This window comes from Streptomyces noursei, assembly GCF_016917755.1.
Classification (GTDB): Bacteria; Actinomycetota; Actinomycetes; order Streptomycetales; family Streptomycetaceae; genus Streptomyces; species Streptomyces yunnanensis.
Genome location: NZ_CP070326.1, coordinates 576,170 through 592,777 on the forward strand (window position 1 = coordinate 576,170; position 16,608 = coordinate 592,777).

Sequence of the window (16,608 nt, forward strand, 5' to 3'; positions counted from 1 at the left end):
CGGGTGGCGCACAGAGGGTCGTCACGTCAGCGGCCCTCCCCGATCCAGGTGGCGGTGGGGCCGTCGAGGACGATGTCCCAGTGGTAGCCGAGGGACCATTCCGGTGCCGACAGGTCGTGTGCGTAGCGGGCGACGAGCCGTTGCCGTGCAGCGTCGTCGGTGACGGACTGCAGGATGGGGTCGTGGCGGAAGAGGGGGTCGCCGGGGAAGTACATCTGCGTGATGAGCCGCTGGGTGAACGCGGTCCCGAAGAGCGAGAAGTGGATGTGGGCGGGCCGCCAGGCTCCGGTGTGGTTCCGCCAGGGGTACGCGCCCGGCTTGATGGTGGTGAAGGCGTAGCCGCCGTCGTCGCCGGTGAGCGCCCGGCCGACGCCGGTGAAGTTCGGGTCGAGCGGCGCCGGGTGCTGATCGCGCTGGTGGGCGTAGCGCCCGGCCGCGTTGGCCTGCCAGATCTCGATCAGCTGGCCGCGTACGGGGCGACCGGACCGGTCCAGCAGCCGGCCGCTGACGGTGATCCGTTCGCCGAGCGGTGCGCCCCGGTGCTGGCGGGTCAGGTCGCAGTCGAGCTCGGTGACGTCGGTCCGGCCGAAGGCGGGTGAGGCCAGTTCGACGGCCTCGGGATCCTGTCGCACCGCCACCTCGACCAGCGGCTGCCGGGGGTGGCGCAGCGCGCTGGACCGGTACGGCGGGTAGTTCCGGGCCGGATGCGGCGTGCGCGGGACGCCCTCGGCGACGGCCTTCTCGTACGCCGCCTGCTCACGCGCGATCTCGCGGTCGATCTCGCCTTGCGTAGCTGCCGCGGGTGCTGCCATGGGTACTGAACTCCCTTGATTCCGTGGCTCGTTGGCTTGATGCTGGGCTGGCCGGCGGCCGGGTTCCGCCGTCTCGACACTCCGGTCGGGCGTCGTCGGTGGACGGTCACGCCCGGGGCGGCGGCGGGGCCGGTGGGCTCCCGTCCACCGCCCGACGCGGAGTCCGGAGCGGCGCGGCCGTCTTCGCCGCGATCTCCTCGACCGTGACACCGGGCGCCCGTTCGATGAGGACGAAGCCGTCCCGGCCGATGTCGAACACACCGAGATCGGTGATGATCCGGTCGACGCAGGCCCGTCCGGTTAGCGGGAGCGAGCACTCCGCGACGAGTTTCGCCGAACCGTCCTTGGCCGTGTGGGTCATCGCGACGAGGACGGTGCGGGCGCCGTGCACGAGATCCATGGCACCGCCGATACCGGTGATCATCTTGCCGGGGACGGCCCAGTTGGCGAGGTCTCCGTGCCGGGACACCTGCATGGCACCGAGCACCGCGACGTCGATGTGGCCGCCGCGGATCATGCCGAAAGAGAGCGCGGAGTCGAAGTAGGCGGCGCCGGGCAGGACCGTGACCGTCTCCTTGCCGGCGTTGATGAGGTCGGGGTCGAGCTGCTCCTCGGTGGGGTACGGCCCGGTCCCCAGGACCCCGTTCTCCGACTCCAGGACCACCTCCACCCCGTCGGGCAGGTAGTTGGGGATGAGGGTGGGCAGCCCGATGCCGAGGTTGACGTACTGACCGTCCGTCAGCTCCCGGGCCGCCCGCGCGGCCATCTCCTCACGGGTCCACGGCATCAGCGCCTCCCCCTCCCCGCGGTTTCCGGTGCGGCGACGGTGCGCCGTTCGACCTGCTTGTCGGCGGCCTGTTCCGGGGTGAGCGCCACCACCCGCTGGACGAAGATGCCCGGCAGATGGACCTGGTCCGGATCGATCTCGCCGGGCTCGACCAGCTGCTCCACCTCGGCGAGGGTGATCCGTCCGGCCATCGCCGCGAGGGGGTTGAAGTTCCGGGCCGACTTGGCGAAGACCAGGTTGCCGTGCCGGTCGCCCTTGGCGGCCCGGACGAGTGCGAAGTCGGTGCGGATCCCCCGCTCCAGCACGTAGCGACGCCCGTCGAACTCCCGCACCTCCTTGGGCGGCGAGGCCACCGCGACCCCGCCCGCACCGTCGTACCGCCAGGGCAGCCCCCCGTCGGCGACCTGGGTGCCGACGCCGGCGGGGGTGTAGAAGGCGGGGATGCCGGCGCCGCCGGCGCGCAACCGCTCGGCGAGCGTGCCCTGTGGGATCAGTTCGACCTCCAACTCGCCGGCCAGGTAGCGGCGGGCGAATTCCCGGTTGGCGCCGATGTACGAGCCGGTGACGCGGGCGATCCGCCCCGCGGCGAGCAGCACCGCCAACCCGCGCTCCATCGCACCGCAGTTGTTCGAGACGACGCCGAGGCCGCCGACCCCCGTCTCGTGCACGGCGCCGAGGAGCACCTCGGGCACGCCGCTGAGCCCGAAGCCGCCGACGGCCAACGATGCCCCGTCGCGCACATCGGCCACCGCCTCGGCGGCCGAGGCCACCACTTTGTCCATCCGCCACCCCTCCCCGCTCCACATAATCAGTACACTGACTATCTCTGGCAGTTCAGCAGCGTGGCATGATGAGTTGCCGCGAGCAAGACCCTCAGTGCTATGAGCATCGGCGAGAGGAACAGGAACTCATCGTGCCCGCGCTCGACCTGAGCACCCACCCCGGCCATCTGGCCCGGCGGCTGCAGCAGGCGCACACGCTGCTGTGGACCACGATCGTGTCGGAGGACGTCACGTCCCCGCAGTTCGCCGTGCTGAACACACTGGTCGGCGAGGACGGCCTCGACCAGCGGACGGTGGGCGAGCGGGTCGGCCTGGACCGCTCCACCATCGCCGAGGTGGTCCGCCGCCTGGCCGCCCGAGGGCTGCTCGACAAGATCCGCGACGCCAGGGACGGCCGGCGCGCCGTGCTCCGCCTCACCGGAGAGGGCACCGCGCTGCACCGCAGGCTCTCCGGACGCACCGCCCGGATGAACCAGATCTTCCTGGCGCCCTTGAGCCCCCAAGAGCGCTCCACGTTCCTGGAATTGCTGCAACGGGTCTCCGACGCGGCCGAGGAACTGCGCGACCCCGCCGCCCGGCCGCCGGACGAGCCGGCACCGTGAGCCACCGGAACGGTCCGGACCACCAACGACGGGGCCCGCCCCGTCCCCGACCGGAGCGACCGGAAGGGACGGGGCGGGCCCACCGTCTGGACACCGCGGCTCACATGGCCAAACGAGATCGCCTCAGCGCTTGCCGCCCTTGTGGTGATGACGGTGGTGCTTCTCGGCGTTGACGCAGATGTTGCCGAAGGCCGGGTTCAACACCGCCACGAAGTTGATGGTGTTGCCGCACAAGTTGATGGGAACGTGCACCGGGATCTGGATGAGGTTGCCCGAAATGACGCCGGGCGAACGGACGGCGGCGCCGCCCGCGTGGGCGTCGGCGAACGCAGCCGAACTCCCGCCCAGTGCGGTTCCGGCCGCGAGCGCAGCCATGGCGGTAATCCGAGTGATCCGTGACATTCCGAACCTTTCGATCAAACCAAGCGACCCACTGCCGCTCACTGACCTTCCCTTCGGCATACAGACCGCCGCCATTAGGGCAGCAGCCAACAATTCCCTCTTTCGCGTCGTTTCGACCACACCGGCCGCGTCCTGCACAACCGCCGGATCGTCCGTCCCCACCCGTCAACCCACCATCGAGGCGTGGCAGTACGCGCACGTGGTGGCGCCGGAGGTCTCGGCATGACGACCGCAGTCTGGGCACACCTCGCCCAGCCGGCACGCAGCCTCGCCGCCCTCCTCCCGCAGGCCACCCGACGTGCCGACCCGTAAGTGCCGTGCCAGCACCCTGGCGTGGCTGAGGTGCATCGGCGTGACGGCGGTCTGGAGGATCAGCGGCCCGCCGCACGCCAACCCGTGCAGGCGTCGGAGCCCCGCGGCGCGCACCGGCTCCCGCAGCTCGTGCTCGTAGCGGCGGGCGAACGCCGGGTACCTGGCCTCCTGTACGCCGTACCACCGCCACAGCGCGGCCGACGGGGCGACGGCCGCCAGCCAGGCATCCGGGCGGGTGATCCCGGACAGGCGCGCCAGGGGCAGACTTCGATCGACCAGCACCCGGATACCGGGCCACGGCCGCGCGGCGACGTACATCGATTCCGTCCAGACCCTGCGGGCGACCTCACCGACGACCTGGCCATGACGTTCCGGTCGTTCCTCACCGCTCACCGGGCGAACTCCTTGTCATCAGGCGGCACTCCGAGCCATCAGGCGGCACGCTGAGGTTCTCATGCGCCGTTCGCGCCGCGGCGGACCCGCGCCCGGCCCGGCGGTCAGGCGTCGCCGGTGGCTTCGCCGCCCGCCGCGGCGTGCTGGGCACGGGCCCGCCGCAGGGCGGCGTCGAAGTCGCGCTGGGTGTCGTCGCACCAGTGCAGCAGATCGGCAAGGACGCACTGCAAAGTCTCGCCAGGACCGCGCCGCCAGCCCTCGCCGGACAGCGTGTACGCCTGCAGGGCCTCGTTCACGCGCCGCACCGCCGCCTCGCGCCCGCCCACACCGCTCATATCGCCTCTCCCTGTCTGCCGGTCCGCCTCTTCGCGCCGCCCGCCTGACTCTTCGTCACGCCGCGACCACGCCCGCAGAAAAGTGTAATGGAGTGCATTTTTGCAGCGTGATCCATTTTTCACTGCCGCCCGAAGACACGCTGCCGCGCCTGCTGCATCTGCCGCGCCGACCGCTTCTCCCGCCCCGCCCCCTCCGCTCTCGCCCTCCGTCTCGCCCTCGTCTTCACTTACGACATGCCCCCGGGCAGCCACCGGGCGGACACCCGGGCGCGGGTGGCGAGGTGGGTCACGTAGGCGTTGCGGACGTCGTCCGGGGTACCGAACCCCGGCTCATCGGTCAGCCATGCGTCCGGCACGGCGGCGACGACCCGGCGCAGCAGCTGCGGGGTCACCCGGTGCGCCAGCTCGGCGTCCGCCGCCGCCATGTCGAGGCCGGGCGAACCGAGTGCGTGCGACCGGAAGTCATACGCCTTGCCGACCGCGTCCGCCGCGCTCTCCCACCTGTGGTGGAACACCAGCGACGCGCCGTGGTCGATGAGCCACAGACGGGGCTGTTGATGGCCGGAAGTCGGCCATGTCATGAGATTCGAGCTGTGCACCGTACGGTCCACATTCACGGTGAACGCGTCCAGCCAGAGGATCCTGGCGGCCTCCACCGGGTCGACACCAGGCGCGTCCGGCGTGAAGTCGGCGGCTCCCGGCAGATAGTCCATACCGAGGTTGAGTCCCGCACTGGCGTGCAGCAGGTCCTGCACCTCCTGGTGCGGTTCCTCGGCGGCAACCGATGGATCGAAGTTCACCAGCACCAACTCCGGCACCCGCAGCCCGAGGTGACGCGCCAGTTCCCCCACGATGATCTCGGCGACGAGCGCCTTGCGCCCCTGCGCCGAGCCGGTGAACTTGACCACGTACATCCCCAAGTCGTCGGCCTCGACGACACCGGGGACGGAGCCGCCGCTCCGCAGCGGGGTCACATACCGCACGGCCGTCACCGTGCGCAGACCGTCCAAGGCGTTCTCCATACGTTCCTGCCTCTGCCCCGCTCACTGGTGCCCGCCACACAAAAGTGAAATGCATTGCAAATATACAGCGCGATTTATTTTTGTGCGGGCGGTCTCCGTCCCTCACGGCTACCGCTGCCGCTACCGCTACGGCTCGACCGGCTCCGCATGCGACGCGAGCTGGAGCGCCGCGTCGTGGTCGTGGGTGGGGACGACTGTGGCGAAGTGGCGCGCCAGGTGCAGGCGGTGCAGGGTCTTGAAGGTGAGATCGCGGTCGAAGTCAGCGAAATTGCCGGGGTAGCTGGCCTTTTGGCGCATCTCCTCGATCTGCAGCGAATGCCAGGCAGCATCGCCCGCCAACAGGATCCAGCCGCGCGGGGTATGGGCGAGGATGCCGACACTGCCTGGGGTGTGGCCGGCGAGGTCGACCAGGACAACGCTGCCGTCGTCGAACAGGTCATGACTGCGGGTGAAGGTGAGGATCGGCGGGCCGTCGAGATCGTATTCGACGAGGGCGCGATCCTTCAGGGAATCGCGCACGCCGCCGACAGGAGCGACCGTGCCGTGCGAGATCCAGTCGTGCTCGACGCCGTGCAGGTACACCGGCAGACCCGGCAGGTCGAGCAACCCGCACACGTGATCCCAGTGCGCGTGTGTCGGCAGCGCGAATTGCGGGGCGGGCAGATGGGGCTCGCGCTGCAGCGCGGTGATCGTCGGGATGGTGTCGGCCGGCGGGCGAACGGCCATCCGCAGGACTCTCGGCAGCTGCGCGATGGCGCGCCGATCGGCGTCGGTGCAGAAGCCCGGATCGACGATGAAGGTCACCTCGGGGTGTTGGATCACGAATGAGGTCAGCGAGTTGGCGATGCGGAGCGGCGAGAAGCGTCCCTCCGCGACAGCCACTGTCGGTACCGGCCGTGGCACCTGCACCAACGAGGTCACCGTGACGGTGCGCTGAGCGGTGGGCAGTCCCGCATTGTCGAGGGAACGCAGGAACCGCTCGTCGGAACGCCGTGGTCGCAACATGCCGCGCACCGACCCGACTGCCGTGGCGCAGCATTCGAACAGGCTGGGGGTGCGTACTGGATCAGACATGATGGAACGGTAAAACCTCATGTCGACGTGAAGTCAAGGACGCATCATGGCCACAGCCCAGGCGATGAAGATCGGTGACGCCGCAGCCGCCCTCGGTATCGAGGCGCATGTGCTCCGACATTGGGAATCGGTCGGACTGCTCGCGCCGCCACGCAGCCGGTCGGGCCATCGCAGCTACGACGAGCACGCCCTGAACCACGCCCGACTGATCCAGATTCTGCAACGCGCCGGGTTGTCCCTCGATCAGATACGGCAACTCGGCTCCAGCGCCCATGAGGAACGCCTGGCCCTCATCGCCGCTCGCCGTGCTGAGACGCGCGATCGAATCGCCCTGCTGCAGGCCACCGATCAGTTCCTTGCGCACCTTGCCGCCTGCAGCCACCCCATCATTGCCGAATGCCCGGAATGCTCGGACTTCACCAAGAAGGGTGACCCGATGCCCGGCTGACCGAACAGCGCGTGGTCATCGCCCTTCGCACTGCCTATGACATCCCGCCCAGGGACTACCGATACCAAGGCACCAAGCGAGCCGTCGTCCTGTCCCGCCTCGCAGTGGGCGACTCAGGCCGCCAACGCCTCCTCCGGCAGGAACAAGGCCGGGCACCGCCTGCAGTACAACGAACGCGACCACACCGCCCGTGCATCCGCCGACGCCCGCGCCCGGTGCGACAACCAGAACCCCACACCCACACCACCAGCCAGCAACAGGAGCCCCGCAGCCAAACCGCCCGTCACCAGCGCCCCCACGCCCAACACGCCGGCCGCCGAGGGGAATAGCCACTGCATGCCGTACTCGGCCGGCTCCCCGTACTTCTCCCGCAACTCCGACTCCGCCGGCAACGACCGGACGAACTCCGGCAGATGCAGGACCTGGCTCGACTCCTTGCAGCGCGGACACGCGAACGCCATACGCCCTCCTCAGGTCAGAACACGCGAGCCTGCCATGGGCAGACGACCAGCGGCAGGGCACGAAGTCGCCAACACGGGGCGCACAGAGCGAGGGAACACGAAGACCCGAACCTGTGAATACGCCGCACCCCAAACGTGGGCGACCGGCGACCGGGATTCTTCGGCGACGTTCGACGCGTGTGCAACCGAACCGTTCGATCGGACGTCTTTCGATCATGCGCTCATTCCGCCGAGTTCTCGCCCTCACCGTGACCGTGCTGGCCACGCTGCTGACGATCACTGCCTGCGACGTCGGGCGTGAGGGCCCCGACGTCACGAAGCAACGCCTGGGAGGCCCCGGCGACTTGCTGGTGGGCGCCGTCCTGAACTTCGACGGCGGCGAGATCGACGGCCGGAAATTCGAATCGCCACCTCCCACCGAAGAGACGACGTACCTCAGAAACTGGGTCGAGTTCCACCGCGACGGCACCGTGGCGGGAACCTACGGCTGCACGCCCTTCCGTATGACGGCAAACGTGCGAGCCACCGAGCTCACGCTCGAAGAGGACACCCCGACGGCGGCCGTCGAGGGATGCCCGCAGAGCCTGACGTCCTTCGAGCGGCAGCTCAAGGAAATCTTCACAGGACACCTGGCCATATCCGAACAGAAAGCACAGGAGGAAGGTCAAAACGGCACCATCGATCTCAAGAACGACCGTGGCGACCACATAACCCTCAGCGTGACCCGGCCGGCACGGGGATTCTTCGGCACACGGTGGAAGTTCTGGTACGTGCAACTCGACGATGGAGGACAGGGCTCCGACCCAGATGACAAAACGGTCTCCTGGATCTTCCACGAGAACGGGACGATGACCGGCAAGCTCGTCTGCGACGACTTCACCGCCCGAGCCCACTTCACCGGCGACGTGGTCACCATCTCTTCCATGCGCCTGACCCACCGAAAGTGCGCGCCGGGTCAGGCGGAGCACGACGAACGCTGGCTCGAAACGCCTCCTCCCTACACCTACGGAGTGTTCGACGCAGGGACCAGGCTGACCGTCCGTCCCCACACCACGGACTCCCACGGCATAGTCGAGACATTGTTCAAACGCGACGGAAGCCGCTGACCGGACTCCCCTCAGGAGCCCCCGGCACATCGGCCTCGCCGGCAATTCGCCGTATCCCAACGGGTCGTGGGACTGGACATCGTGCGGGCGCCCGGGTCAGCGCGGTGACCCGGCGCTTCCTCCAGGTTCTCCCACTCCGCCCATCCGCCTCTGCCGCACCGCGGTGGGTGCACGGACGACGAAGATGCCGGCCACGGCCGCGCCCACGATGACCACATCGGCTGCCAGCAGGCCCAGCGGCCCATGGCCGGTGCGGTCCCGATCAGGCACTCGACCTCGGTCGGGAAGCCGGCGAGGGCGTAGGCGGTCAGGCGCAGGTTGCCCTCCAGGCAGACCAGGGCGTCCTGCCTCTCGCCGACGAAGATGAGCGGAGGAAACCGCTCGCCACGGTTGAGCACGTGGGCTGCGTCGACGAACGGTTCGTTGGGGACGTCGAACGCCCGTCGCCCTGCCTTGATGCGTGCGGCCGCGTCGGCCGGCCGGCGGCTGCCACCGGACAGTTCGACCCAGTAGGAATAGTCGAGGTAGCGGACGCCGGACGCCTCGTCGGCGGACAGGAGTGCCCTAATCCACGTGACGCGGCCGGGGAAGTTCTCGAACAGGTCGCGGTTCTCGCCGTACCCGCGCGTCGCGGCGAGCAGAGCGCGACGGGCGAAGTTCGCCCCGGCGTCGGACAGATCCGGATGCGTCAGCAACCGTTCGGCCTGCCCGCCTGCCGCCAGGTGGGATCGTAGGTTCGGGCCGAACCGACGGCTGGTCAGCTCGCCGCTCAAGAAGGAGGCGACCATCTCGTCCTCGCCGCTCATCCCCAGCACCTGCACGACCACCAGCATAGGATCCGGCCTCGTCGTCATGCGGACGCGGTGATGCGGACCTGCCCGGCTACCTCGCCGTCAGTGCGGTGACGAGTTCGTCCAGTCCGTTGAACTGCCCGTCGAAGGTGTCGGAGTGCTTCGGCGGATCGCCGACCGGTCGCCGGACGTGGGCGGTTCGCATGCCCAGTGCCTGGGCTCCGCGAAGGTCCCAGGCGTGGGCGGCCACCATGAGCACGTTTTCCGGTGGGCATCCCGCGGCGTCGACGGCGAGCCGGTAGACCTCGTGCGCCGGTTTGTAGGCCAGGACGGCTTCGCTGGACAAGGCTTGGTGCCAGCGCAGCCCGGCATGCGCATTGAGGTGCAGCAGGGCGGTGCGGCTGGCGTTGGAGAGGCCGAGCACGGGGAACCGCCGGGCGAGCCGCTCGACTCCGGCAACGGAGTCGCTCCAGGGGGGCAGGCGCTGACCCGCTGTCGCCAACCGAGCGACGGCCGCCGCATCGGTGAGGCCGGCATGGTCGGCCACCCGTTGCGCTGCCTCTCCATCGATGATCTCGGTGTTGGCGTATGCGCGGTGTCCTTGCGCGATGCGTTGCTGTTCGAGCTCCACATGCTGTTGCCACAGGGCGAGCAGTTCGTCGACGGACGCGTCGTCGCTCGCGGGGACCGCCTCGCGAATGGCCGCTCGCAGCCCGCTGGGTTCGTCGACCAGTGTTCCGAGGACGTCGAAGACGACCACCTCGACGTCGCGGATCTCGGTCATGCGCTCTCCCATCCGTACTGACGTCACCGGCTCAGCAGGTGACGATCTTGCCATCGGGGACCGTAACCCGTCAAGGCGGTGACGCGGTTCTCGCTCGTGCTCGGGGTGGGTGATGACGGGGGTCATGTGGTGGGGCAGGGCGGGGTGAAGTCGACCGCCGCGAAGTACCGCGCCCATGCGGTGCCCGTGATCCGTGGGTATGCGCTGTCGCAGACGCGGGCGGCGACCCTGTCCAGGCCCGTGTCCCACAGCCGGATCGTGAAGTCGTTGCCGCCGCTGGCCAGGGTGTCGCCGTGCGGGCCGAATGCCACGGCCGGTACCGGATTCGAGTGGCCGATGAGGGCGACGGGAGCCGAGGCGCCGTGCGCCTCCCACAGCAGGACCTTGCCGTCCGCGGCGCCGGCTGCCAGTCGGCGGCCGTCCGCGGAGAAGGCCAGTGCGTAGAGCCAGGAGCCGGAAGCCCGTAGCCGAGTCGCCTTCGCCGGGCGGTGGGTGTCGCTGATATCGATCAGCCAGATCGTCCGGTCCGTCCGGTGGACGGCGGCCAGGGTCCGGTTGTCGGGGCTGAACAGGCCGTCGGTGAGTGGGTCAAAGCGGAAGGCGGACGGGAGTTCCCGGGGGCTGCGCGGATCGCTGATGTCCCAGAACCGCAGCGAGCCGGACTCGCCGGTGCTCGTCACCAGCGTGCGGCCGTCCGGCCGGAACGACGCCATCGTGACGTCCGGCCCGCCCGCGACGAGCCGGCTCAGCGGCCGGGGGCGGGCGGCATCGGTCAGGTCCCACAGTCCGGCCGCATGTTGCGCCCACACGGCCAGCAGGTGACCGTCCGGGCCGAAGCCGGCCCCGGCGACTTCGCCGGCGTCGGGGGTGAGGATCGACATGAGCCGGGGTCTCCGCGGATCGGTCACGTCCCAGACGCGCACGGTGGTGTCCTCGCTCGCCGTGACGAGGGTGCGCCCGTCCGGGCTGAACGCCACGGACCGGACGAACTTGGTGTGCCCGCGCAGGACCGCCAGCGGCCACAGGGCCCGCCCGCCGGTGACCTGCCACAGGCGTGCGGTGCCGTCCCAACTGGCGCTGGCGAGAAGGCGGCCGCCGGGGGCGAACGCCACCGACGTGACCACGTCGTCGTGGGTCCCGAGCGACAGGTCCCGCAGGTCCAGCAGCCGGTCGGAGTCGGCGAGGAGGTGGCGGTCCGGGCTGAACGCGGCTTGGTAGGCCCCACCGGGAATCGTGCTCACCCGCTTCGGGTGTGCCGGTTCGGTGACATCCCAGAACAGGGTGGATCCGCCGACCGAGACGAGCGTCCGGCCGTCGGGGTCGAACACCACCGACCAGACGATCGTGGAATGGCCGAGCAGAACGGTCGGTGGCTGCGTCCGCGGGCCGCTGCCGAGGTGCCAGAGCCGCGCGGTGTGATCCCAGCTGCCGGTCGCCACGGACCGGCCGTCCGGGCCGAACGCCACCGAGGTGACCGTGTCCGTGTGTCCGCGCAGCACGTCGAGGTGGCGTGGATGCGCGGGATCGACGACGTCCCACAGCCTGGCGGTGGTGTCGCCGGTGGTCGCCAGTCTGTGGCCGTCCGGGCTGAAGGCCACCGAGGTGACCGCGCCGGTGTGGCCGGGAAAGGCGGCCAGCAGCCACGGATGCCGGGGGTCGTGCACGTTCCACAGCCGCGTCGCGCCGTCGGTGTGGCCGGTGGCGAGGACGTCGCCACCGGGCCGGAACGCCACCCAGGTCGGCGCGGCCGGCTGATCCGGCAGGGTGCTCAACTCGTTGGGCGCTCGTCGGTTCGTCACGTCCCACAGCCGGACCGATCGTTCGCTCGCCGCCGCCAGGACACGGCCGCCCTGCCCGAAGGCGACCGCCAGCAGCCGCCACGGCTGGCCCAGAGTTGCCAGTCGGACGGGGTGATGGGGGTTTGCGACGTCCCACAGCCGGATGGTGCGGTCCCAACTGGCGGTGGCCAGGACCGTGCTGTCCGGGGCGAAGGAGGTCGAGACCACGTCGGAGGTGTGGCCGGTGAGCCGGCTCGTGTACGGCGTCGCGAACGTGCTCATCAGCTGGTCACGGACGTCGTCGGTGGCCGCCAGTCGGTACGCGGCCAGGTTCAACTGCGCGGCGAGCGCGGGGTTCTGCTGCCGCACCTCGGCCGCGTCCGCGGCGACCTTCCGCGCAATGGCCACGTTGCGCTGCCGAATGGCCGAGCTGCGCGAACCGACGGCCAGCACCAGAGCGGTGGCCGCGACGATCACCAGCACGGTGAGCAGCGTGGCCAGTTGCCGCAGGCGGACCGTCCGTCGCCGGACCGCCGCCGTCTCGCCGGCCTGCGCGTCCCTGCTCGCGTCGAGGAAGCACCGTTCCCTGGACGTCAGCCGGCTGCCGTCCGCAGCGGCCAGGTCCAGTGCCGCGGCGAGGCGGGCGCCCCGGTACAGGGCGTGCGGGTCGCGGCCCTGTGCCTCCCAGTCGGCGGCCGCGTCCGTGAGCTGCCGGTGCAGGAGCAGTCGGTCCCGGTCCTCGGTCAACCAGCCGCGCAGCCTCGGCCAGCACCTGATGATCGCCTCATGGGTGATCTCGACACACTCCTCGCCCAGCGTCACCAGCCGTTGCCGGGAGAGGGATTCGAGCACGGAGGCGGTGTCGGGGCCGGGGTCCAGCTCGTCCCTGGTGATCCGGCGCCTGGTGTCCTCGGTGCCGACGCCCAGCGCGGTCAGCCTGAGGAACAGCGCTCTGGCGAGGTCCTGTTGCACCGGCGACAACGCCCGGTACGCGACCTCCGCGGTCTGTGCGAGCGCGTGCTGGATTCCGCCGGCCGCCAGGTAGCCGTCCAGGGTCAGGCGACTGCCGCTGCGGCGCCGCCAGGTCTCAACCATCGCGTGTGAGACCAGTGGCAACGCACCCGGCTGACCGGTCGCGTCGGCGACCACGGCCGCGAGCAGCGGGCCGGTCACCGTACAACCGGCCAGCGCGGCCGGCCGGGTGATGGCCTCGCGCAACTCCTGGCTGCTCATCGGGCCGACCGCGATCTGCGCGTCGCGCATCGCCTCGACCAGCAGGGGGTCCTGGACACAGCGACCGTAGAAATCGGCGCGCACGCCGAGTACCACCCGGGTTCGGCCGGTCGTCGCCGCGGTGGCCGCGATCAACATGGAGAGGAAAGCATCCCGTTCGTCCCGATCCCGGCAGAGGGTGAAGACCTCCTCGAACTGGTCGACCACGATCAGCGTGTCGATGTCCGTGGGGCGGTCGATCGTGGCCTGCCGCAGCCGCAGGTACAGCGTCGCGGGATCGTCGCGCAATTCGGTCAGCAGCGTGCCGGGTGCCTGGCCCGTCGCCGCGGCCAGGTGGATCGCGCACTCCTCCATGGGGCGAGGCCCCGGCGTGAAGAGCATCGCCGGCCACCCCCAGGTCCGCACACGGGCGACGAGCCCCGCCCGTAACAGCGAGGATTTCCCCGATCCGGACGGCCCGAAGACCACCAGGAACCGGCGGTCACGCACCTTCGCCAGCACCTCGCCGGTCAGCCGCTCGCGCCCGAAGAACCGGTCGGCGTCCTCGGGTTGGAACGCCGACAGTCCGGCGTACGGTGCGCCCTGCGGGCCGGTGTCCCCGGCCTGATCGTCGGGCGTCGAGATCGAGAGTTCGGCGGCGACCGCATGCCATCGGGCCTCCCACTCGCGGCAGTCGCCCTGACACGCCGCGACGTACGCCAGCGTGACGCTCAGGCTCGGAAACGTGCGCCCGCCCGCGGCGTCCGACAGCGTCGTGGAAGAGTAGTGCGCCCTCTTGGCCAGTTCCCGGTAGGGCGGTCGTCCCGCGGCCTCGCGCAACTTCCGCAGATCGGCCGCGAACCCTGTCAGGGGACCGGAGTCCGAGTCGAGCGGGCGTTCGGCACGTGGCATGGCCTTCCTTTCTGGAGCCTCTCCGCAGCCGCGACGCGGGGCGGGGGGTTGTCCGGCTGTTGTTGTCCGGCGTCCGCGTCCCGGCCCCGGACAACCCTCAGCGGCTAGACAGGGGTCAGCGCAACCGCGCACCGGCCATAGGGAGGGAAAGCATGAAAACCGCGAAACGGCTGTTGCCGCTGCTGGCGGCCATCGGGCTCGCAGTCGGCGGTACCCTGACGGGCCCGCCGGCATTCGCCGCGGCACCGCTGCTCAGGTCCAACCTGAACGGAAGGTGCGCCGACGTCTTCGCGTTCCATCAGGAGAACGGCGCCTCCACCGTGACCTGGGACTGCACCGGCAACACCAATCAGCAGTGGCGCTGGGACGGTGAGCAGATCCGTTCCGGCCTGAACGGGAAATGCCTTGAGATCTACGCCTTCGCCCAGGGCGACCTGGGTTCGGTGAGCATGTGGGACTGCGACGGCGGCAGCAACCAGAGATGGTTCCGGAACGGCAACGAGATCCGTAGCCGGATGAACGGAAAGTGCCTCGACATCCTGGGCGGCCGGCCCGAGAACGGCCAACTCCTGGTGAGCTGGAGCTGCAACGGAGCGGCGAGCCAGAGCTGGGACTTCTGAGCGGTGGCCCGGCCCGGCACGTGATGCGCCGGGCCGGGCCACATGTCGTCGTACCGGTGGGCTCTCTGTGCCGGCCCGCACCCGGACGAGCCCGGCCAGCGCATCGACCTCGCGCTCGGCGAACTCCGCTCCACCCGTGGACGCCCGCACACGCGGATCGGCTGCCACGGCCCACGACAACCCACGCCTCCACGACTTCACCCGGAGTCCCGCAGACAGAAGAAATCCCGACGGGGACGAGATTTGCGCACGTCGCATCAGGCCGGGTCCGAACGGCCCGCAGTCACCCGGACGGGCTAACGGGCCGTGAGGGCGGGCGGGGGCGGAAGAAACCGTAAGGGACTGCAAAGATGCAGTGCGGTTCGGCCACCGGGTTAGGGTTGCCGCATGGGTGAAGGGCTGCGGGAACGCAAGAAACGGCAGACACGGCAACGCATCTCCGAAGTGGCCCTCGGCCTCTTCGTGCAGCGCGGCTTCGACCGCGTCACCATCGCCGAGGTCGCCGCGGCCGCGGACGTCTCCGTCAACACCCTCTACAACTACTACGAGTCCAAGGAGGACCTGGTCCTGCCGCCGGACCAAGCGTCCCCGCAGCGGCTCGCCGACATCGTCCGCGCCCGCGAGCCCGGTGAGTCCGCCGCCCGGGCCGTCCTCGCACAGCTCCGCGCCGAACTGCGGCGACGCGACCGCAGGGTGGGCCTGTCCACGGGCTTCGGCCGGGTCTTCGAGATGATGCGGGCCGCACCCACCCTCACCGCCCGCCTGGAGGACCTCGGCCGGCAGATGACCGAGGCGCTCGGCACCGTCCTCGCCGAGGAGACCGGTGCCGCACCCGACGATCAGACGCCCCGCGTGGTCGCCGGGCAGATCGGCTGGTTCCACTCCCTGGTCTACGGCGAGATCGGGCGGCGCATCGTGGCCGGCGAGACGCCGGACACGATCGCGGAGGCGCTGCTGGAACTCCTCGACGTGGTCGAGGAGATGCTGAGCCCCACCGCACTCGGCTACGCCACCCGCCCGTCCGGTGCGGCAGGTGCGACGGAGTCAGTGCAGGTATGACGCCCCGTTGACGTCCAGTACGGCGCCGGAGGACCAGACCGCCTCGGGCGAGACGAGGTACTTCACGGCGGCGGCGATCTCCCCGGGGGTGGCGACCCGACCGAACGGGCCCTGCTGCGCGACGGCGTCGGTGATCCAGTCGGCGACCCGTTCGGCACGCGGCACTGCGGAAGAGCAGACCGGGGCGCTCCGCCCCGCGCTGTCGCGGGAGGGTGCGCCCCGGGTGTGCCCCTCAACTCCGTCCGGGTGTCGGCCGGTTGCTCGGCCACGGGCGACATCGACCCGCCGACCGGCGGGTTCGGGTCACTTGCCGAGCGCGGCGACGCCGGCCTGGGCGAACTGCTCGTCCAGGTCGCCGCTGGGCGCGCCCGCGACGCCGATGCCCGCGATCGGCGCGCCCTTGGCCTGGACGGGAGCCCCACCGGCGAGGAACAGCGTGCCGGGGATGTCCTTCAGGGTGGGCGCCTGCTCCAGCCGCTTGACCAGGGCCGAGGTGGGCGCGTTCCACGACACCGAGGTGAACGCCTTCTCCTCGGCCGCCTTGTACGACTGCGGGCCGGCGCCGTCGCCGCGCAGCGTGACGACGGTGTTGCCGTTGCGGTCCACCACGGAAACCGACACGTGCTGGCCGGCCTTCTCCGCGGCGTCCAGCGCGGCCTGCGCCGCCTTGGCGGCGGCGTGGACGGTCAGGTGGTCGGTGGCGACCACGTTCTGGGCCTCCGTCTGGGCGGCCGGGGCCGCGCCCGGCTTCTGGGCGTTGGCGTCCGGGGCCGCGACGGCGACGGCACCGACGGCGGTCACACCGATCGCGGCCAGCACTGCCGCGCCGCCGATGATCCGGGCCCGCTTGGACGGCATCTGCATGGGAACTGCTCCTCTTCCTCGACCCGGGGCCGACCGGCCCCGCGGTCCGCAG

Annotated in this window: 18 protein-coding genes and 1 pseudogene; 5 read left to right on the forward strand and 14 right to left on the reverse strand. The window is 70.5% G+C overall.

Going from position 1 to position 16,608, the window contains the following annotated elements:
- Positions 1–26: 26 nt before the first annotated feature.
- The 3 genes from pcaH to JNO44_RS02340 all read right to left on the reverse strand — a co-directional run bounded on the left by pcaH (position 27) and on the right by JNO44_RS02340 (position 2,381).
- A complete protein-coding gene (gene pcaH, locus JNO44_RS02330; protein WP_205360882.1) occupies positions 27–812 on the reverse strand; it encodes a protocatechuate 3,4-dioxygenase subunit beta in 786 nt (261 codons plus the stop codon).
- 106 nt (positions 813–918) lie between these two features.
- Positions 919–1,599 carry a CoA transferase subunit B gene (locus JNO44_RS02335; protein WP_205360883.1) on the reverse strand — a complete coding sequence of 227 codons (681 nt, stop codon included), beginning with the start codon at positions 1,597–1,599 and terminating at the stop codon, positions 919–921.
- On the reverse strand, positions 1,599–2,381 hold the full coding sequence (locus JNO44_RS02340) for a CoA transferase subunit A (protein WP_205360884.1): 783 nt from the start codon (positions 2,379–2,381) through the stop codon (positions 1,599–1,601). Before JNO44_RS02340 ends, JNO44_RS02335 begins: the two co-directional genes overlap by 1 nt.
- 131 nt (positions 2,382–2,512) lie before the next feature.
- Here JNO44_RS02340 and JNO44_RS02345 point away from each other — a divergent pair, with 131 nt between their 5' ends.
- Positions 2,513–2,983, forward strand: a complete 471-nt coding sequence (locus JNO44_RS02345; protein WP_205360885.1) for a MarR family winged helix-turn-helix transcriptional regulator — start codon at positions 2,513–2,515, stop codon at positions 2,981–2,983.
- Between the two features lie 123 nt (positions 2,984–3,106).
- On the opposite strand, the gene JNO44_RS42970 is transcribed toward JNO44_RS02345, so the two are convergent.
- The 5 genes from JNO44_RS42970 to JNO44_RS02370 all read right to left on the reverse strand — a co-directional run bounded on the left by JNO44_RS42970 (position 3,107) and on the right by JNO44_RS02370 (position 6,521).
- Positions 3,107–3,547 carry a chaplin gene (locus JNO44_RS42970; protein WP_240167378.1) on the reverse strand — a complete coding sequence of 147 codons (441 nt, stop codon included), beginning with the start codon at positions 3,545–3,547 and terminating at the stop codon, positions 3,107–3,109.
- A 3-nt stretch (positions 3,548–3,550) separates the two neighbouring features.
- A complete protein-coding gene (locus JNO44_RS02355) occupies positions 3,551–4,090 on the reverse strand; it encodes a DUF488 domain-containing protein (RefSeq protein ID WP_205360886.1) in 540 nt (179 codons plus the stop codon).
- Between the two features lie 104 nt (positions 4,091–4,194).
- Positions 4,195–4,425, reverse strand: a complete 231-nt coding sequence (locus JNO44_RS02360) for a hypothetical protein (protein WP_205360887.1) — start codon at positions 4,423–4,425, stop codon at positions 4,195–4,197.
- 227 nt (positions 4,426–4,652) lie between these two features.
- Positions 4,653–5,447, reverse strand: coding sequence for a HipA family kinase (locus tag JNO44_RS02365; protein WP_205360888.1), 795 nt, complete (start codon positions 5,445–5,447; stop codon positions 4,653–4,655).
- Between the two features lie 126 nt (positions 5,448–5,573).
- The gene (locus JNO44_RS02370; protein WP_205360889.1) at positions 5,574–6,521 is read right to left on the reverse strand and encodes an MBL fold metallo-hydrolase; all 948 of its coding nucleotides are present in this window, start codon (positions 6,519–6,521) and stop codon (positions 5,574–5,576) included.
- A gap of 46 nt (positions 6,522–6,567) precedes the next feature.
- Between JNO44_RS02370 and JNO44_RS02375 the strand changes: the two genes are divergently transcribed.
- Complete coding sequence (locus JNO44_RS02375; RefSeq protein WP_205360890.1) at positions 6,568–6,969, forward strand: MerR family transcriptional regulator; 402 nt, start codon at positions 6,568–6,570, stop codon at positions 6,967–6,969.
- Between the two features lie 113 nt (positions 6,970–7,082).
- Here JNO44_RS02375 and JNO44_RS02380 read toward each other — a convergent pair whose 3' ends face one another.
- Positions 7,083–7,430 (reverse strand): hypothetical protein, encoded by a 348-nt coding sequence (locus JNO44_RS02380; RefSeq protein WP_205360891.1) that lies wholly within the window; start codon positions 7,428–7,430, stop codon positions 7,083–7,085.
- Positions 7,431–7,678: 248 nt separating this feature from the next.
- On the opposite strand from JNO44_RS02380, the gene JNO44_RS02385 reads away from it, so the two are divergent.
- A complete protein-coding gene (locus JNO44_RS02385) occupies positions 7,679–8,536 on the forward strand; it encodes an META domain-containing protein (RefSeq protein ID WP_205360892.1) in 858 nt (285 codons plus the stop codon).
- A gap of 11 nt (positions 8,537–8,547) precedes the next feature.
- On the opposite strand, the gene JNO44_RS02390 is transcribed toward JNO44_RS02385, so the two are convergent.
- The 3 genes from JNO44_RS02390 to JNO44_RS02400 form a co-directional block, all read right to left on the reverse strand.
- Positions 8,548–9,369: a hypothetical protein gene (locus JNO44_RS02390; RefSeq protein ID WP_240167379.1), complete on the reverse strand. Its 822-nt coding sequence runs from the start codon at positions 9,367–9,369 to the stop codon at positions 8,548–8,550.
- Between the two features lie 49 nt (positions 9,370–9,418).
- Positions 9,419–10,111 carry a haloacid dehalogenase type II gene (locus tag JNO44_RS02395; protein ID WP_205360899.1) on the reverse strand — a complete coding sequence of 231 codons (693 nt, stop codon included), beginning with the start codon at positions 10,109–10,111 and terminating at the stop codon, positions 9,419–9,421.
- Between the two features lie 122 nt (positions 10,112–10,233).
- Positions 10,234–14,013, reverse strand: coding sequence for an nSTAND1 domain-containing NTPase (locus JNO44_RS02400; protein ID WP_205360901.1), 3,780 nt, complete (start codon positions 14,011–14,013; stop codon positions 10,234–10,236).
- Positions 14,014–14,165: 152 nt separating this feature from the next.
- Between JNO44_RS02400 and JNO44_RS02405 the strand changes: the two genes are divergently transcribed.
- Both JNO44_RS02405 and JNO44_RS02410 read left to right on the forward strand, forming a co-directional pair.
- The gene (locus JNO44_RS02405) at positions 14,166–14,633 is read left to right on the forward strand and encodes an RICIN domain-containing protein (protein WP_039639240.1); all 468 of its coding nucleotides are present in this window, start codon (positions 14,166–14,168) and stop codon (positions 14,631–14,633) included.
- Positions 14,634–15,020: 387 nt separating this feature from the next.
- On the forward strand, positions 15,021–15,692 hold the full coding sequence (locus JNO44_RS02410; RefSeq protein WP_205360904.1) for a TetR/AcrR family transcriptional regulator: 672 nt from the start codon (positions 15,021–15,023) through the stop codon (positions 15,690–15,692).
- Here JNO44_RS02410 and JNO44_RS02415 read toward each other — a convergent pair.
- Positions 15,678–15,809: pseudogene (locus JNO44_RS02415) on the reverse strand (3-oxoacyl-ACP reductase); the annotation flags it as partial. The gene JNO44_RS02410 and the pseudogene JNO44_RS02415 overlap by 15 nt on opposite strands.
- Positions 15,810–15,995: 186 nt before the next feature.
- Positions 15,996–16,556 carry a GlcG/HbpS family heme-binding protein gene (locus JNO44_RS02420; RefSeq protein WP_205360906.1) on the reverse strand — a complete coding sequence of 187 codons (561 nt, stop codon included), beginning with the start codon at positions 16,554–16,556 and terminating at the stop codon, positions 15,996–15,998.
- Positions 16,557–16,608 lie beyond the last annotated feature (52 nt).

What these genes read in the sequence shown, in the direction of transcription:
- pcaH (WP_205360882.1), bottom strand. Translation starts at nt 812, where the DNA reads ATGGCAGCACCCGCGGCAGCTACGCAAGGCGAGATCGACCGCGAGATC.
- JNO44_RS02335 (WP_205360883.1), bottom strand. Translation starts at nt 1,599, where the DNA reads ATGCCGTGGACCCGTGAGGAGATGGCCGCGCGGGCGGCCCGGGAGCTG.
- JNO44_RS02340 (WP_205360884.1), bottom strand. Translation starts at nt 2,381, where the DNA reads ATGGACAAAGTGGTGGCCTCGGCCGCCGAGGCGGTGGCCGATGTGCGC.
- JNO44_RS02360 (WP_205360887.1), bottom strand. Translation starts at nt 4,425, where the DNA reads ATGAGCGGTGTGGGCGGGCGCGAGGCGGCGGTGCGGCGCGTGAACGAG.
- JNO44_RS02365 (WP_205360888.1), bottom strand. Translation starts at nt 5,447, where the DNA reads ATGGAGAACGCCTTGGACGGTCTGCGCACGGTGACGGCCGTGCGGTAT.
- JNO44_RS02370 (WP_205360889.1), bottom strand. Translation starts at nt 6,521, where the DNA reads ATGTCTGATCCAGTACGCACCCCCAGCCTGTTCGAATGCTGCGCCACG.
- JNO44_RS02375 (WP_205360890.1), top strand. Translation starts at nt 6,568, where the DNA reads ATGGCCACAGCCCAGGCGATGAAGATCGGTGACGCCGCAGCCGCCCTC.
- JNO44_RS02380 (WP_205360891.1), bottom strand. Translation starts at nt 7,430, where the DNA reads ATGGCGTTCGCGTGTCCGCGCTGCAAGGAGTCGAGCCAGGTCCTGCAT.
- JNO44_RS02390 (WP_240167379.1), bottom strand. Translation starts at nt 9,369, where the DNA reads ATGCTGGTGGTCGTGCAGGTGCTGGGGATGAGCGGCGAGGACGAGATG.
- JNO44_RS02395 (WP_205360899.1), bottom strand. Translation starts at nt 10,111, where the DNA reads ATGACCGAGATCCGCGACGTCGAGGTGGTCGTCTTCGACGTCCTCGGA.
- JNO44_RS02400 (WP_205360901.1), bottom strand. Translation starts at nt 14,013, where the DNA reads ATGCCACGTGCCGAACGCCCGCTCGACTCGGACTCCGGTCCCCTGACA.
- JNO44_RS02405 (WP_039639240.1), top strand. Translation starts at nt 14,166, where the DNA reads ATGAAAACCGCGAAACGGCTGTTGCCGCTGCTGGCGGCCATCGGGCTC.
- JNO44_RS02410 (WP_205360904.1), top strand. Translation starts at nt 15,021, where the DNA reads ATGGGTGAAGGGCTGCGGGAACGCAAGAAACGGCAGACACGGCAACGC.
- JNO44_RS02420 (WP_205360906.1), bottom strand. Translation starts at nt 16,556, where the DNA reads ATGCAGATGCCGTCCAAGCGGGCCCGGATCATCGGCGGCGCGGCAGTG.